This window comes from Methylobacterium sp. Leaf93, from assembly GCF_001422345.1.
Taxonomy (GTDB): Bacteria; Pseudomonadota; Alphaproteobacteria; order Rhizobiales; family Beijerinckiaceae; genus Methylobacterium; species Methylobacterium bullatum.
This window is the reverse complement of the sequence record NZ_LMMS01000010.1, coordinates 19,862-34,615: the sequence shown is the minus strand read 5'-3', so window position 1 is coordinate 34,615 and position 14,754 is coordinate 19,862. Positions and strand designations below refer to the sequence as shown.

The 14,754-nt window shown below is 68.0% G+C and carries 17 protein-coding genes; 9 read left to right on the top strand and 8 right to left on the bottom strand.

Annotation, left to right across the window (positions count from 1 at the left end):
* Nucleotides 1–134: 134 nt before the first annotated feature.
* Nucleotides 135–809: a hypothetical protein gene (locus ASF26_RS08300; protein ID WP_056252096.1), complete on the top strand. Its 675-nt coding sequence runs from the start codon at nt 135–137 to the stop codon at nt 807–809.
* Nucleotides 810–897: 88 nt separating this feature from the next.
* Here the strand turns inward: ASF26_RS08300 and ASF26_RS08295 are convergent, their stop codons facing one another.
* Both ASF26_RS08295 and ASF26_RS08290 read right to left on the bottom strand, forming a co-directional pair.
* Entirely contained in the window at nt 898–2,517 is a 1,620-nt protein-coding gene (locus ASF26_RS08295; protein ID WP_056252092.1) for an AMP-binding protein, read from the bottom strand.
* Nucleotides 2,518–2,527: 10 nt separating this feature from the next.
* Entirely contained in the window at nt 2,528–3,154 is a 627-nt protein-coding gene (locus ASF26_RS08290; RefSeq protein WP_056252089.1) for a nitroreductase family protein, read from the bottom strand.
* Between the two features lie 333 nt (nt 3,155–3,487).
* Here ASF26_RS08290 and ASF26_RS08285 point away from each other — a divergent pair, with 333 nt between their 5' ends.
* Nucleotides 3,488–4,795 (top strand): GGDEF domain-containing protein, encoded by a 1,308-nt coding sequence (locus ASF26_RS08285; protein ID WP_082477563.1) that lies wholly within the window; start codon nt 3,488–3,490, stop codon nt 4,793–4,795.
* Between the two features lie 418 nt (nt 4,796–5,213).
* Here ASF26_RS08285 and ASF26_RS08280 read toward each other — a convergent pair whose 3' ends face one another.
* The 3 genes from ASF26_RS08280 to ASF26_RS08270 form a co-directional block, all read right to left on the bottom strand.
* Entirely contained in the window at nt 5,214–5,453 is a 240-nt protein-coding gene (locus ASF26_RS08280) for a hypothetical protein (protein WP_018042095.1), read from the bottom strand.
* Nucleotides 5,454–5,541: 88 nt separating this feature from the next.
* Nucleotides 5,542–5,769, bottom strand: coding sequence for a hypothetical protein (locus ASF26_RS22940; protein ID WP_056252081.1), 228 nt, complete (start codon nt 5,767–5,769; stop codon nt 5,542–5,544).
* A 380-nt stretch (nt 5,770–6,149) separates the two neighbouring features.
* The gene (locus ASF26_RS08270) at nt 6,150–6,707 is read right to left on the bottom strand and encodes a glutathione peroxidase (RefSeq protein WP_056252078.1); all 558 of its coding nucleotides are present in this window, start codon (nt 6,705–6,707) and stop codon (nt 6,150–6,152) included.
* Between the two features lie 181 nt (nt 6,708–6,888).
* Here ASF26_RS08270 and ASF26_RS08265 point away from each other — a divergent pair, with 181 nt between their 5' ends.
* Nucleotides 6,889–7,419 carry a PRC-barrel domain-containing protein gene (locus tag ASF26_RS08265; RefSeq protein ID WP_056252075.1) on the top strand — a complete coding sequence of 177 codons (531 nt, stop codon included), beginning with the start codon at nt 6,889–6,891 and terminating at the stop codon, nt 7,417–7,419.
* Nucleotides 7,420–7,531: 112 nt separating this feature from the next.
* On the opposite strand, the gene ASF26_RS08260 is transcribed toward ASF26_RS08265, so the two are convergent.
* Nucleotides 7,532–7,936, bottom strand: coding sequence for a hypothetical protein (locus tag ASF26_RS08260; protein WP_018042091.1), 405 nt, complete (start codon nt 7,934–7,936; stop codon nt 7,532–7,534).
* A 287-nt stretch (nt 7,937–8,223) separates the two neighbouring features.
* On the opposite strand from ASF26_RS08260, the gene argJ reads away from it, so the two are divergent.
* The 4 genes from argJ to ASF26_RS08240 are packed head-to-tail and all read left to right on the top strand — an operon-like array spanning nt 8,224 to nt 12,227.
* Nucleotides 8,224–9,474 carry a bifunctional glutamate N-acetyltransferase/amino-acid acetyltransferase ArgJ gene (argJ, locus tag ASF26_RS08255; protein WP_056252072.1) on the top strand — a complete coding sequence of 417 codons (1,251 nt, stop codon included), beginning with the start codon at nt 8,224–8,226 and terminating at the stop codon, nt 9,472–9,474.
* Complete coding sequence (locus ASF26_RS08250) at nt 9,471–10,202, top strand: SIMPL domain-containing protein (RefSeq protein WP_056252068.1); 732 nt, start codon at nt 9,471–9,473, stop codon at nt 10,200–10,202. The genes argJ and ASF26_RS08250 overlap by 4 nt, the downstream gene beginning before the upstream one ends.
* A gap of 14 nt (nt 10,203–10,216) precedes the next feature.
* Nucleotides 10,217–10,636 carry an 8-oxo-dGTP diphosphatase MutT gene (gene mutT / locus ASF26_RS08245; RefSeq protein ID WP_056252066.1) on the top strand — a complete coding sequence of 140 codons (420 nt, stop codon included), beginning with the start codon at nt 10,217–10,219 and terminating at the stop codon, nt 10,634–10,636.
* 52 nt (nt 10,637–10,688) lie between these two features.
* Entirely contained in the window at nt 10,689–12,227 is a 1,539-nt protein-coding gene (locus tag ASF26_RS08240; protein WP_056252065.1) for a DUF6880 family protein, read from the top strand.
* A gap of 6 nt (nt 12,228–12,233) precedes the next feature.
* Here the strand turns inward: ASF26_RS08240 and ASF26_RS08235 are convergent, their stop codons facing one another.
* Nucleotides 12,234–12,593 (bottom strand): DUF427 domain-containing protein, encoded by a 360-nt coding sequence (locus ASF26_RS08235; RefSeq protein ID WP_056252061.1) that lies wholly within the window; start codon nt 12,591–12,593, stop codon nt 12,234–12,236.
* Nucleotides 12,594–12,603: 10 nt separating this feature from the next.
* Nucleotides 12,604–13,515 (bottom strand): methyltransferase domain-containing protein, encoded by a 912-nt coding sequence (locus ASF26_RS08230; RefSeq protein WP_056252130.1) that lies wholly within the window; start codon nt 13,513–13,515, stop codon nt 12,604–12,606.
* Nucleotides 13,516–13,616: 101 nt separating this feature from the next.
* On the opposite strand from ASF26_RS08230, the gene ASF26_RS08225 reads away from it, so the two are divergent.
* Together ASF26_RS08225 and ASF26_RS08220 are read left to right on the top strand one after the other, a co-directional pair.
* Nucleotides 13,617–13,844, top strand: a complete 228-nt coding sequence (locus ASF26_RS08225; protein WP_056252058.1) for a hypothetical protein — start codon at nt 13,617–13,619, stop codon at nt 13,842–13,844.
* A gap of 100 nt (nt 13,845–13,944) precedes the next feature.
* Nucleotides 13,945–14,709 carry a ComF family protein gene (locus ASF26_RS08220; RefSeq protein ID WP_056252055.1) on the top strand — a complete coding sequence of 255 codons (765 nt, stop codon included), beginning with the start codon at nt 13,945–13,947 and terminating at the stop codon, nt 14,707–14,709.
* The last annotated feature ends 45 nt before the right edge of the window (nt 14,710–14,754 follow it).

Below are 14,754 nucleotides of genomic sequence, written 5' to 3'. Positions count from 1 at the left end.
TCTCTCGCTTCGTTGTGGCGAGGCCTATAGCAGGCGAACCGGCGCGAAGCAATCAAGACATAAAGATGTCTTTATACGTGTTCCAGGCTGCACCGGTTTGGGATTGGGATAGCGGGACGGGAAGGAAAGAGCGGATGGGACGCTTCACCGACGACATGCGCGCACGCCTGCCGGCCGGCTTCACGCTGCCGCCGGAGATCGCCTCCCTGTTCGACTGGATCGAGGAGCGGGGCCTTCTGCACGAGAGCCAGCGTGTGCCCGGCGACAGGTTCGGAACGCTTCAGCCGCTGGAGCCGCCCTACCGCGGTGCGGTCGTTCTGTTCCGGGTCGAGCGTGAGGACGAGGCCCACTCCTATGCCGACGGCTGGTTCGGAAACCCGGAACCCGCCGCGCGCCTGATCCCCTTCGCCCGGACCGGCGCAGACGGTTCCTACGCGGCCTTCTGGCTCGATGACGAAGGATGTCAGCGCATCGTCCATCTCGGATCAGAAGGTGACGGCCTTTGCGTGCTCGGGCAGACACCCCTCGATTTCCTGCGGCTCCTGGCCATCGGTCACAACGAGTTGGGGACCGGGCTCGCGGATCCCGACGCGGAGCCGGAAGACGAACCGGATTACGAGATGGAGGTCGACAACCCGCCCTTCCGGGATTGGCTGACGACGACCTACGGCGTGACGATCCCCAGAACAGTCTCGGAGATCGTACCGGCGCCGCCGGACAGTTTCGCCAAGGCGAGCGACGACCCGTTCTGGCAATGGGTTCGCCGGCTGCAGGAAGCCAGGGACGGGGCCGTTCCACCCGGTCCCTGACCCGCCCCCAAAGTCATTTCCGATGACCTGCCCGGCATCTGGCCGCCCGACGAGACCGTTCTCGGTGCGCTTAACCGATCGATGAGCCTCAGCCCTCGTCGCGCAACTGCCGCCGGATGATCTTGCCCGAGGTCGTCATCGGCAGGGACTCGCGAAACGCGATCTCGCGCGGATATTCGTGGGCCGAGAGCCGCGAGCGGACGAAGGCCCTGATCTCGTCGGCCAGGGCTTCGCTCGCGACGATGCCTTCCCGCAGGACCACGAAGGCCTTGACGATCTCAGTGCGGAGCGGGTCCGGCTTGCCCACCGCCGCCGCGGAGGCGACGGCCGGATGGCGCAGGAGGCAATCCTCGATCTCCACCGGGCCTATGCGGTAGGCCGCCGAGGTGATGAGGTCGTCCTCGCGGCCGATGAAATGGACGTAGCCGTCCGTATCCCGCCGGGCGGTGTCCCCGGTGAGCATCCACTCCCCGCGAAACTTCGCGGCTGTCGCCTCGGGCTGGTTCCAGTAGCCGAGGAACATCACCGGGTCGGGGCGGGCGACACAGATCTCACCGGGCTCGTCCACCGCCGTCTCGCTGCCGTCGGCGCGCTGGATCATGACCCGGTGGCCGGGCACCGGCCGGCCGGTGGAACCCGCCCGCGCGATGCCGGCGGCCTTGCAGGAGGCGAGGACGAGGTTGCACTCGGTCTGGCCATAGGCCTCGCCGATGGTGAGACCGAGTTCGGCGCGGACCCATTCGAAGGTCTCGGGACCCAGGGCCTCGCCGGCCGAGGCGATGTTGCGCAGGCGTGAGAGGTCGAACCGCCCGCGCGGGTCGGCGACGCCGCGCAGCATCCGGAGGGCGGTGGGCGGCAGGAACGTCGTGGTGATGCCGAGTTCGGCGATGAGCGCCAGGGCCGATTCCGGCGCGAACCGCGCCGCAGCCCGCGCCACCACCGGCACGCCGTGATGCAGGCTCGGCAGGACCGCGTTGAGGAGGCCCCCCGCCCAGGCCCAATCGGACGGCGTCCACATCAGGTCGCCGGGTTTGGGGGGGAAGTCGTGCATCATGCAGAAGCCCGGCAGATGGCCTAGGAGCACGCGATGGGCATGGAGCGCGCCCTTGGCGAGGCCGGTGGTGCCTGACGTGTAGATCATCAGGGCCGGATCGTCGGCCCGGCTGTCGATGGCCGTGAAGCCCGCCGGGGCCGGGCCGATCAGGTCGGCATAGGCGTGCACTCCCTCGGCGGCGCCGTCGAGACAAACGAGATGGGCGAGAGCCGGGAGGGCGTGGCGGATGCCCTCGATCTTCGCCAGTCCGGCCGCATCGGTGATGAGGGCGGCGGCGCCGGAATCCGACAGGCGGTATTCCAGAGCCTCCGGGCCGAACAAGCCCGCCAGCGGCAGGGCGATGGCGCCGAGCTTGTAGGCGGCGGCATGGGCGATCACGACGGCGGCCGATTGGGGCAAAAGCACCCCGACGCGGTCGCCCGGGCGCAGGCCGAGCCCGACGAGGGCGTGAGCGAGGCGGTTCGACGCCTCGCTCAAGTCCCCGAAGGTCGTCGTCGTCACGGCCCCCGATGACGACACGTCGTGGATCGCGGCGCGGTCCGGGTCGATCCCGGCCCAGCGGTCGCAGACATCGACGCCGATGTTGAACCGCTCGGGGATGTCCCAGGCGAAGCCCGACACCAGGGTGTCGTAATCGGAGGCCGGTTTCAGCACGACGGAGACCTCACTCCCCGGCGGTTCTGAAGCCGCCGGCGAAGACGAAATCCGTGATCGGACGACGCCCGGTCGGGCTCTCCTTCGCGGTCTGCTCCTCCGTGAGATCGGCAGCATCGGTCATGCGGCCGACGCCATAGGCGGCCTCGACCCGATAGGTCTCCGGAACGTTGAGCGCCGTGATCGTACGCTCCCGGTCGAAGCCGGTCATTCCATGCGCGTGCCAGCCCTGGCGGATCGCCTGGAGCTGGAAATTCGCCGAGGCCGCGCCGGCATCAAGGGAATGGCTCCAGGACGGCTTCAGCTCGTCGCCGACCTTCATCTGCGTGTTCGAGACCAGGATGACGATGGCCCCGGTGTCCTTCACCCATTTCTGGTTGCCGGGCACGATCAGGTCGAAGAACACTTGCCAGTCGGGCGTATCGCGCAGGGCGTAGAGGAAGCGCCAGGGCTGCGAGTTATACGCCGACGGCGCCCATCGGGCCGCCTCGAACATGCGCAGCAACTCCGCTTCCGGCACGGCCTCGCCGGTGAAGGCGCGCGGCGAGCGGCGCTCGATGAAGAGTGGATCGATCTCGTGGTCGGGCTGACGAGGCGGCAAGGCAATCTCCAAGAGTGACGAATCCGCATGGCACATTCGTGCCGGCGACGCGTTCAGGGGGAGATGCACGAGGTTGGGTGCAAAGCGCAAATGTCCCCTGTGCACTCGACCCGAAGGCGCGCTGAATTCTATTTCCGGTTGTACAAAAATCGATTCATTTTGATGGATCGTTTTCAGAAAAATTCAGCGTCATTAGGTATATTCGTCCAAGCTGGGGGCATATTTGACCCAGCGATGGGGCGAAACGGCGATTTCGCTGTTTAGGACGGTGCGGTCCAAGGCTTGGGCTAGGGTGACTTTGGGGCGAATGGCGGTGAGCCGTGGACGCATCGCGTGACTGAACAATCAATTTGCCGGTTGAACATTGACGTGAAGTCAGCGCTCGATGCTTCGAGCGTCGGCGAAGACGTACGTATGCTCGACGCCATCGACCGGCAGCTGCACACGCAGAGCTTGAAGCTCGCCTTCGCCCCCGATCTCGAAGCGCGCTTCGAGGATGACACGCGCGCGAAACGCATCCGCGACATTCGTCGTACGATCATCCTCGGCATGGTCGTCTTCCACATCTACAACATCGCCGGTTTCGTGACGACGCCGGACCTGGCCCTGCTCAATGTCGGGTTACGCGTCTTCGCGATGACTCCGCTCGCTCTGCTCATCATCTGGGCGGTGGGGCGGGTCAGCGGGCCGGTTCGGGAGGCCATCGGCGGAATCGGCATGCTCGCCGCCACCGGCATCCCCATCCTGATCTTCTGGATGGGAACGGGGCCCCTGGTCTCGCTGACCACGGCAACGATCTGGCTCAGCGTCCTCTTCGCCAACATCACCCTGCCCCTGCGGTTCTTCTGGGCCTGCTTCCTGTCGGGCATCACGGCCGTGGCCGTGGTGGCGGGGCTGTGTCTCAAGCCGGAAATCGTTCCTTCCGTGGGGGGCGTCCTCGGTCTCGACATGATGACCGGCATCCTCTTCAGCCTCGTCGCCACCTACAGGATCGAAGCCGCGAACCGCCGGGACTATCTCGTCAACCTGCGCGAGACCCTGCGCGCCAAGCGGCTGGCCGAGGACAACACGACCCTCGCCCACCTCTCCACCACCGATTCCCTCACCGGCATCGCCAATCGCCGGGCTTTCGCCCGCGAACTCTCGGAGTTCTGGGAGGCCAGCCTGGCCGGCCGGCATTTCGCCGTGATGTTGATCGACGTCGACCACTTCAAGCTCTTCAACGACCATTACGGCCACGGCGCCGGCGATACCTGCCTGCGCGAGGTCGCCACCCTCCTGGCGAAGACGGCCGCGGGCTCGGGGGCGTTCGTGTGCCGCTATGGCGGTGAGGAATTCGCCGTCCTCATGCACACCAAAGACCCCGACGAAGCCTATGGATTCGCGGAACGGTTCCGACGCAGCGTCGCCGAGAAGGGCCTCCTGCACGGCAACAGGAACGACGATCTCGGCTTCGTCAGCGTCAGCATCGGGGTGGCGACGAGCTACGGCGTCGCGGTCACGGCCGGGGGGCTGGTCGAGGCAGCCGACATGGCGCTCTACGAGGCGAAGGGGACGGGCCGGAACCGGACCTGTCACAATGGCAAGGCCGGCAACGGTGATGGAGGCCCAACACGACGCGTGGCGGCCGCACATTGGAGCGTCAACCAGAAACCACCCATCGCCAAGGCGGGATGAACCGCACGCCCAGCGTCATGGTCTCGACCATTGCGGCGTTGCGAGGAAGGCAGCGCCGGCGCCGCTCTTACCGACATGTCCAGATCGGTCCGGTGCGTCCCCGCAGCCGCTGGGCCGTCCACCGCCGCTCCGTCGAAAATCCGGCGACGCCTCGGTACAGTCGAGGCTCCGGGTCAGTCGGGACGAGGCGTCCACAGGTTGCAGACACGCCGGACGTCACTCCGGAATGAACCCGGCCCGCGCGTGACGGAAATCCTGGTTGGGCTGGTGCTCGGAGCACCGGCCGCGTCCGTCCCCGGTGCCTGAGCCGCGAGACGATCCGGAGCGACCTGTCTCTGATCGACTCGTCCGGTCCGGACCTCAGCCCGCGCCGGACCCGCCCGATGGGGCGACGATGCCGGCGCGGACTGGGCGTGGGCTAATCGACGACCTTCGCCGTGGGACGGTCGTTGCCCTGGGCGGTCTCGTCGTGCCAGTCGCCCTTGCCGTCCTGGTAGCGGATGCCTTCCGTGGAGCCCGGCACCTGCTGCTCGGCGGCGGCGGCCTGGGCGGCCTGCAGGGCCTCGTCGTGGCTGGGGAAGGTCTCGGAGAAGACGTCGCCGACCTTGTAGGCGAAGCCGCCATCGTGTTCGACGATGCGATAGGTGATCTCGGACATGCGGGTTCCTCCTCACGGCGCCTGCGTTGTGGCGCCACGTGCTTGGCATGGCGAACGGAGCGGGGCTGTCCGAGGTTCCGTCGCAGGCTCAGTGCCGGGTGGGTGGAATGGGGTCCAGGACGTCCACGGCGGCCTCACACCCCGCGATCAGAGACTCCCGGACCTCTCTCTGGTCGAAGCCGATTCCGTCAGGGAACGCCATGATATGGGCGGTGTCTCCCCCTTCCCGGAGAATCCTGCAGATCCAGCCCTCGGCCACCCGCTCGAAATGCACCTCGTAACGTGTGCCGTCATGCTCGAATTCGTGAGGGTCCATCTCTGTCTTCCTTCCGGGCCGACGGGTCACGGCCCGTGCGCTGGGCCTCGCCGGATGTGGGAAGCCGGGCTATGGCGTCAACGACCGAATGGAATGCGAAAGATCCGGCGATGCGCCTTGTCCTGCCTGCTGCGTCCCTCTGCGCGATTCTCGTCTGCCCGGCGGCCTTTGCCCAATCGGGCGGAAGCCTGTTCGGGAGCCCCGAGCGCGTGCCGTCAAATCCCTTCGCGTCGAACTACCCCTCGGCCGCCCCACCCCGCGCCCAACCCGCCTACGAACGCTCACCGGGCCGGGAGACCCGGCGGCGGGCCGTGCGGCCGCAGCGGAGCGACTCGTTTCTGCCACCCCGCGACATCCCACGGTGACGGGTTCGTCGGGCGTCAGCTCTGACCCAATTCACCGGCGATGGCGGTGACGATGCGGGGGTCGTTGGGTTCCACCGACGAGGGATAGGCGCCGATGAGACTTCCGTTTCGACCCACCAGATACTTGTGGAAGTTCCAGTTCGGCGTGGAGCCGGGCTTCTCGGCGGCGGCCCAGCGATAGAACGGATGGGCCTGCGGCCCGCGCACATGGGTCTTGGCGGCGACCGGGAAGGTGACGCCGTGATTCCGGCGGGCCGCCTCGGCGATGGCGACGCCGTCGAGGGGCTCCTGATTGCCGAAATCCGGCGACGGCACGGCGATCACCGTCAGGCCTCGCCCGCCGAAGCGCGTCCACAGGGCCTGAAGCCCGGAGAACTGCCCGGCAAAGCCGCAGGCAGTGGCGGTGTTGACGACGAGGATCGGCTTGTCCGCGAAATCCTTGAGAGCGATCAGCCCGCCTTCCGGTTTCTCGAAGGTGAAGGTCCCCGCATTGCCGTCACCGGTCGCGGCGCGCGCGCCTGTGGCGATGACGGTGCCGAGAAGAAACAGGGCCTGTCGGCGAAGTAGGGTCATCGAGGGTCGCTCCCTTGCAGAGCCGAGGATGGGAATCGGCTCATCCTCGGTTCAGCCGAAACTAGTCCGGTCTTCCCGCCTGTCCACCATCGGGCGCGGCGTCGGTGGAACCTTTCGCAAGGGCTCAGCTTGAGCGAGGACCGAGTTCGACCCCCGAACCCAGAGCGGAAAGACACGCCCTATGCGCATCCTGTTGCTTGCAGCGACCCTTGCAACGCCCCTCGTCTTCGCGGGAGCGACGATCGCCGGCGCTCAGACGACGGAACCGCAGAATGCGGGCACGGCACCGGTGCCGGCGGCGCCCGCGACCCTCAGCAACGATCTGCGTCCGACCTTCGTCGCACAGACCCCCACGGACCGGGTCACGTCCAAGCTGATCGGCCTGACGATCCAGAACGGCGCCAACGAGACGATCGGCGAGATCGCCGACATCGTTCTCGACGAGGGCAGCACCATCAAGGCCTGGGTGGTCGGCGTCGGCGGCTTCCTCGGCATCGGCACGAAATACGTGGCCGTCGACCCCAGCGCCCTGAAGCTCACCCGCGTCGACGACAAGACGCTGAAGGCGACGATCGACACCAACAAGGACCAGCTCCGCGCCGCACCGGAATATGTCTATCTCGGCCAGGCCAAGCCGAATTCCGGCGACGCGAAGCCGGCGGACACGAAGGCGTCCGAGACCAAGCCGGCGGAGAGCAAGACGGCCCCCTGAGATCGATCTCGCCGCGCATCCCATTTTGCGGTCATCAAACGAGAGAGGCGGCCGAGACATCGTTGCCTCGGCCGCCTCTCTCGTTCGGAATCCCAGGTCCGGTCAGTGCACCTCAGTTGCGGGTGCAGAGAGCCTCGCGCACGGTGCTGGCGACTGCGTCGTTTCTCACTTCGTTCGTGACGAACACATCGTCGGCCCCCTCGTCAATCACGTCGGGAAGAGGATCGCATGACGGCTCGTTGGCGAAGACGATCCGCAGGTCGGGCCGCAATGCGCGTGCTTCCAGGACCAGCTTGGTGGAACACAACTCGCCTTTGAGGCTGATATCGGTCACCAGCACATCGACCGGCAGGCCGAGCGCCAGGACCGTCATCGCATCGACACCGGAATCGACGGTGGTCGCCGAGTAACCGGCGCGCCGGATCTGCGAGGCGACCTCGTCGCGCCAATGTTTCTGTCGTCCGGCGATCAGAACCTGAACGCCATAGGCTCCTCCGGTGGAAGCCGTCGATTCCATGATCGAAACTCCTGTTCCTGTCGGGACATGCCTGGATCGGCACGAGCCGCCACCGGCACTGCGATCACTGTGCGACGCAGCATCGTAGGATGTGATGGTGTCGCAAGACAAGGAGCCTGTGCCAGTAGGCGACCTGTATCAAGGGAATTCCTCTCCGGCTCGACTGTTCCCTGGATCGGCGGCGCATCCGCCGCTCCGGCGGTTGACGGGGCGGCAGCGCACGGGGCAACACGGCGCCGCCGTGGGACGCCACCGTTCGCGGCGGACAGCCGGAGCCCGACAGACCGATGTCATCAGCCAAAGCCACTCCCGTCTCGCCCCTCGCCCCGACGAGCGTGCCCGAGCTTCCCCCCATCGGCGGCGTCGGCATCGCCACCGCGCAGGCCGGCATCCGCTATTCCGGACGCACCGACGTGCTCTACCTCGCGATGCAGCCGGGAACGCAGGCGGCGGGAGTGTTCACCCGCTCCAAATGCCCCTCGGCCCCGGTGGATTGGTGTCGCGAGGCGCTGGCGCGCGAAGGCGCCCGCGCGCTGATCGTCAATTCCGGCAACGCCAACGCCTTCACCGGCTCGCGCGGCCGGGACGCCGTGGCGCTGACCGCCAAGATCGGTGCCGAGGCGGCCGGATGCCGGCCCGATGAGATCTTCATCGCCTCCACCGGCGTCATCGGCGAACCGCTCGACGCGACGAAATTCGAGGGCGTGCTGGCGGATTGCGCCTCGCGGACCGAGACCGGCCCCGAAGCCTGGGCGGCGGCGGCGCAGGCGATCATGACCACCGACACGTTCCCCAAGCTCGCCACCCGCACGGCGACGATCGACGGGACAACGGTGACGATCAACGGCATCGCCAAGGGTGCGGGCATGATCGCCCCCGACATGGCGACGATGCTGAGCTTCGTCTTCACTGACTCGGCCTTGCCGCAGGTGGTGCTCCAGACCCTTCTGAGCGCCGGCACGCAGACGAGTTTCAACTGCGTGACGGTGGATGGCGACACCTCCACCTCCGACACGCTGATGCTGTTCGCCACCGGAGCCGCCGGCAACGCGCCCGTGACCGATCCGGGCGACGCCCGCCTGTCGGGCTTCCGCGCGGCGCTGGACGATCTACTCATCGAGCTGGCGCAGCTGGTCGCCAAGGATGGCGAGGGCGCGCGCAAGTTCGTCACCGTCAACGTGAAGGGCGCGACGAGCAGCGCCTCGGCTCACCGCATCGCCATGTCCATCGCCAATTCGCCCCTGGTGAAGACGGCCATCGCTGGCGAGGACGCCAATTGGGGACGTGTCGTGATGGCGGTGGGCAAGGCCGGAGAGCCCGCCGACCGCGATCGCCTCGCGATCTGGTTCGGCGACGTCCGTGTCGCCCGCGAAGGCGCCCGCGACCCGGATTACAGCGAAGCGGCGGCGAGCGCCGTCATGCGCGAATCCGATGTCTCGGTGACGGTGGACCTCGGTCTCGGTGACGGCACGGCGCGGGTTTGGACCTGCGACCTGACCAAGGGCTACATCGAGATCAACGGGGATTACCGCTCATGAGGCGCCTCCTCCACCGGGCGGCGGCGGCGAGCCTCGCTCTCGCCCTGGCGCTCCCCGCCTTGGCAGACGACGATAAGGCCAAGCACGAGAGCCGCATCGTCGTCACCGGCCGCGCCCGCGCCGAGACGCCGCCGGACTTCGCCTCGGTGGAGATCGGGATCGAGGCCAAGGGCGCGACGCCCGCCGCCGCCCTCGACGGAGCGAGCAATGTCGTCCGCGCGCTCATCGCGCTGTCGGCCGGATTCGGCGTCGGCGAGAGCGATATCGGCACGACGGCGGTCACCCTCACCCAGGCGACGCGGGAGGTACGCCAGCCCGACGGCAGCATCACCGAGAAGCCGGACGGCTACCGCGCCGCCAACAGCGTGCGGGTGCGCCTGGCCGATATGGGCAAGCTCGGCGAATTGATGCGCAAGGCTTTGGACGCGGGCGCCAACCGGATCGAGGGCGTGGCGTTCGGCCTGAAGGACCCCAATGCGGCGGAGGCGACCGTGCAGGTGGCGGCCATGAAGGATGCGGTGGCGCAGGCCGGACGCCTCGCCGAGGCGGCCGGAGTGAAGCTCGGAGCGGCCCTGCTGATCCAGACGACGCCCCAGGGCGGGGGCATGCCGATGGCGATGGCGGCGCCTCCAATGCGGTCCAAACGCTCCGGCGTGCCGGTGCCGCTCGCGGCGGGCACGATCGAGACGAGCGCCGAGGTCTCGGCCAGCTTCGCGATCCTGCCGTGACGCAAGACTCTGCCGTGACTGCGTCTCCGTTCCGGATCCTCCTCGTCGTGGCGGTCGCCCTGGTGGATACGGATGGCCGAGTCCTCCTGGCCCAGCGCCCGGAGGGCAAGCAGCTCGCCGGTCTCTGGGAGTTCCCCGGCGGCAAGGTCGAGCCCGGCGAGCGGCCGGAGGAGACCCTGATCCGCGAATTGCGCGAGGAGATCGGGATCGAGGTGAAGGAGGCCTGTCTCGCCCCCCTCACCTTCGCGAGCCACGCCTATCCCGACTTTCACCTGCTGATGCCGCTCTATGTCTGCCGCCGTTGGGAGGGCATGGCCCGTTCCATGGAGGGGCAGGCGCTGAAATGGGTGCGCCCGCGCGCGCTCAAGGACCAGCCGATGCCCCCGGCCGATGCGCCGCTGATCCCGTTCCTGGTCGATCTCCTCGGACCTTGATGGCGGAGGCCAACCGCCTCAGGTTGTCCGCCGAGGGCGGGAGACGGGAAGCATGGCGCGCAAGACGGCGGTGAAGGCAGTCCCGAACGCGGTGGCGGCGCAGAAGCCGAAGCGCGTCTCTCGCAAGACCACGCCGTCGCCCGAGACACTGGCGCCGCTGGGGCTCGACCGATTGATCGGCCTCGTCCTCGACGAGACCGCGCGTAACCCCGCCTTTAAGAAGCTCGTCACAGCGGCGATCGCCGGATTGCAGGGCCCCGATGCCGTCGCCGCCCTCGTCGACCGGCGGCTCACCGCCCTGGAGCGAGCCCATGGGTTTATCGACTGGCAGAAACGGCGCGCCTTTTCCGCCGATCTCGACGCCACGATCTCCACCATCGTCTCGGAACTGGCTCCCCTCGACGTGGACGCCGCCCTCGACCGGTTGATCCGTTTCCTCGGCGGGGCGCAGGGCGTGCTGGAACGCGTCGATGATTCCAACGGTCAGGTGGTGGGCGTCTACGAACGGGCGACGCATGCCGCCGCCGATCTGGCGCTTCGGCTCCCTCCGGCGGACGCCGCCCAATTGGCCGTGAAACTGGTGCCGCTCCTCGAGACGGACGGGTTCGGCATCCTCGATGCCCTGCTGCTCACGGTGGTGGAGGGCCTGCCCGATACGGCCTTGGCCCCGGTCGACGCGGCCCTCGCATCGGCGACGCCATCGGAACCGAAAGGGTCGGGCAAGCCGGCAGCCCGCTCGGCCACGATGAGCACGCAGGGCTGGGACCGGAAGATGGAGCGCATGCGCCTGCTGCGGATGCGCCAGGCCCTCGCCGACCGGCGTGGCGACGTCGAGGCCTTCATATCCCTGGAGCAGGCGATCTCCCCCGATCATCCCAACATTGTGGCCGTGGCGGAGCGTCTGCTCTCGGCGAACCGCGCCGCCGAGGCGCTCGACTGGATCGGACGACCGCAGAAGCGCGGAATCGTCGTCGTCACCCGCGAGCAGATGCTGACGGGAAGCTTCGACCCGGACGCGCCCCAGCGTGAGCGAGCCTCCCTCGAAATCCGCATCCTCGACGCTCTCGGCCGCAGGGACGAGGCGCAGGCAAAGCGCTGGGCCTGTTTCGAAGCCCGTCTCGACCGCGAGATGCTGCGCGACTACGTCGCCAAGCTTCCCGACTTCGAGGACGAGGAAGCGATGGAGCGCGCCTTCGACCATGCGGCCTCTCACGCCGACCCCTACCGCGCCCTGCATTTCCTCGTGCACTGGCCCAAGCTCGACCGCGCCGCGCGCCTCGTCATCGACAGGGCCGCGACATGGGACGGCAACCGCTATGAGATCCTCACTCCCGCGGCGGAAGCTCTGGAAGAGGCGAGCCCGAAGGCGGCGAGCCTGCTCTACCGCTGCATGATCGACGACATGCTGAGCAAGGGCCGCTCCAGCGCCTACGGTTACGGCGCACGCCACCTCCTGACCCTCGACGCCCTGGCGCAGCGCCTCGAACCGGGCGACCTCATCCCAGACCATGCCACCTACCGCGACGCCCTGCGCAAAGCGCACGGGCGAAAATCCGCCTTCTGGGAGAAGGCCGGTCAATCCCGCGTATGACGGGCCTCACCCCATCTCGATGGCGTCCACCCTGTCCGGATAGAAGGCGAGATGATCCTTGATCTCGGCGACGGCAGGAAACGGGGCCTCGTAGCTCCAGACGGCATCGGTGCGGACCGTGTCGCCCACCGTCAGCGTGTAGTAGCTGGCCTCGCCCTTGTAGGGGCAGTGGCTCCTGCGCGCCGAGGGGGTGAAACGCTCCCAGCGGGCATCGACGCGGGGCAGGTAATAGACCGGCCCGTAGCTCGCCTCGCGAAGGACGAGGGCGGCATCGGATTCCGCGATCACGGTGCCGGCGAGGATGACGCGGACGCGCCGGTGGCTCGTCTCGATGGTGATGGGGTGGTCCGGGCCGGGCTCTCTCATGGTCGTCTCCTCAGGGATCGCTGGTCGTGCCGGGCGTGATCTTGCCGGGCGTGATCTCGGGAACGCCCAGGGCGTCGGCGAGACGGGACTTGGCGCTGCCGGGCTTCAGCGGTTTCTGCTGGCTCTCGTGCGGCGCCCAGCCGGAAAGCCACAGGATCTCGAACGTCGCCCTCAAACGCCCGTCGGGATCGGCAAACCGTTCGGCATAGATCGCGGCCATCCGCATGAGGGTATCGCGGCGCAGGGGCGTGCGGCGGCGCTCGGTCAGCACGTTGGTGAGGCCCATGGCGCGCAGGTCGCGCATCAGGGCGAAGGGATCGGCGTAGCGCACCGTGATCGTGTCGACATCCGTCACCGGCAGGGCGAAGCCGGCGCGCTGGAGGAGGCTGCCCATCTCGCGCACCTCGGCGAAGGGCGCCACGCGCGGACTGATTCCGCCTTCGATCTCGACCTCGGCCTGTCCGAAGGACTGGCGCAGTTCGGTGAGGGTGCGGCCACCCAGGAGACAGCCGACGAACAGCCCGTCGGGCTTCAACACCCGCCGCAGCTGGGCCAGCGCACCCGGCAGGTCGTTGACGTGCTGCAGGGCGAGTAACGACAGGGCGAGATCGCAACGGGAAGCCGCCAGCGGCAACGCCTCCGGATCGCCGACCATGAGGGCGAGACCATCGCCGGCCTCGGCCAGTGGCGCCACGCGGGTGATGGCGCCGACACGGCCGGAGCGCAGAAGATGGCGGGCGGGGGCGGAACTCGGCGTCCCAAGGTCCAGGGCCTCGGGAAAGGGGCGCAGCACCGCGGCGAGACGATCGTCGAGATCGTCGGCGAGGCGTGAAAGCAGGAAATCCGCATAGCCCGCCCGTATGGCGCGGGCGAGCCGCCAGCGAGCGAGACCCGTGTCGAAGAGGGGCGGTGGAATCGTCATCTCGACCTGATAGCTGGCGCGGAAACGTGATCTTGCCAGCGGGGAACGGGCGTGAACGGCGGAATGTTGGAGCATCATAACGGAAACCGGAGACCGGACCCATGATTCGAATCGTTGCGGCGATCGCCTTGTCCACCCTCGCGGCTTTGTCCCTGAGCGATGCCGCCGAAGCCAAGGGCTGTATCAAGGGCGCCCTCGTGGGCGGCATCGCCGGCCATATGGCCGGACACGGCAAGATGGGAGCGGCGGCCGGATGCGCCATCGGTCACCACAGGGCCAACAAGAAGGACAAGCAGCAGAACCAGGGCCAGCAGCCCGCCGCGCAGTAAGGCGCCGCTTTTCGGACGTCGTTTCGCCGGGACAATCCTGCGCAATGTTTTGCCTGCGCTAGGTCTTCGCGAAGCGGCGAACCGGGCCTAATCAAGGGGCATGGTGTCCGCCGCCCAGCTTCTTCGGCGAGGCGTCCGTTCGATCTCGGCGGGCGCCCTCGGCCTGATCTACCCGCCGACCTGCGCCGGCTGCGGCGCCGCCACCTCGGATCCGCATGCTTTGTGCCCCCGCTGCTGGTCGAGCCTGCGCCTCATCGAGCAGCCCTATTGCCAGCGCCTCGGCACGCCGTTTCCCGTCGATCTCGGCCTCGGCCCGCTCTTGTCCCCACGGGCCATCGCCGATCCGCCGGTCTTCGGGCGCGCCAGGGCCGTCGCGCTCTACGACGATGTGGCGCGTGATCTCGTCCACCGCCTGAAATACGAGGACCGGCTCGATCTCGCCGCCCCCATGGCGCGGATGATGGCATCGGCGGGCGCCGAATTGCTGAAGGAGGCCGATTGCCTCGTTCCCGTGCCGTTGCACTGGACCCGGCTGTGGCGCCGCCGTTTCAACCAGGCCGCCCTTCTCGGCCGTGGCATCGGCCGCATCGCCTCCCTGCCCTGCGAGACCTCGCTTCTCACCCGAGTGAGGGCGACGCGCTCGCAGGTCGGGCTCAGCCGCGCGGCGCGGGCGACGAATCTCCAGGGCGCGTTCCGGGTCCCCGCATCGGCGAAGCCCAGGCTTCAGGGGCGAAGAATCCTGCTCATCGACGATGTCACGACCACCGGCTCCACCGCCAATGCCGCCTCGCGGGTACTCTTGCGTGGAGGAGCGGCTTCGGTGGACGTCCTCACCTTCGCCCTGGTCGCCGCCGAGGCAGGCTGACTCAACAAACCGACCTCCGCCCTTGACAGCCGGGCTCCGCCACGG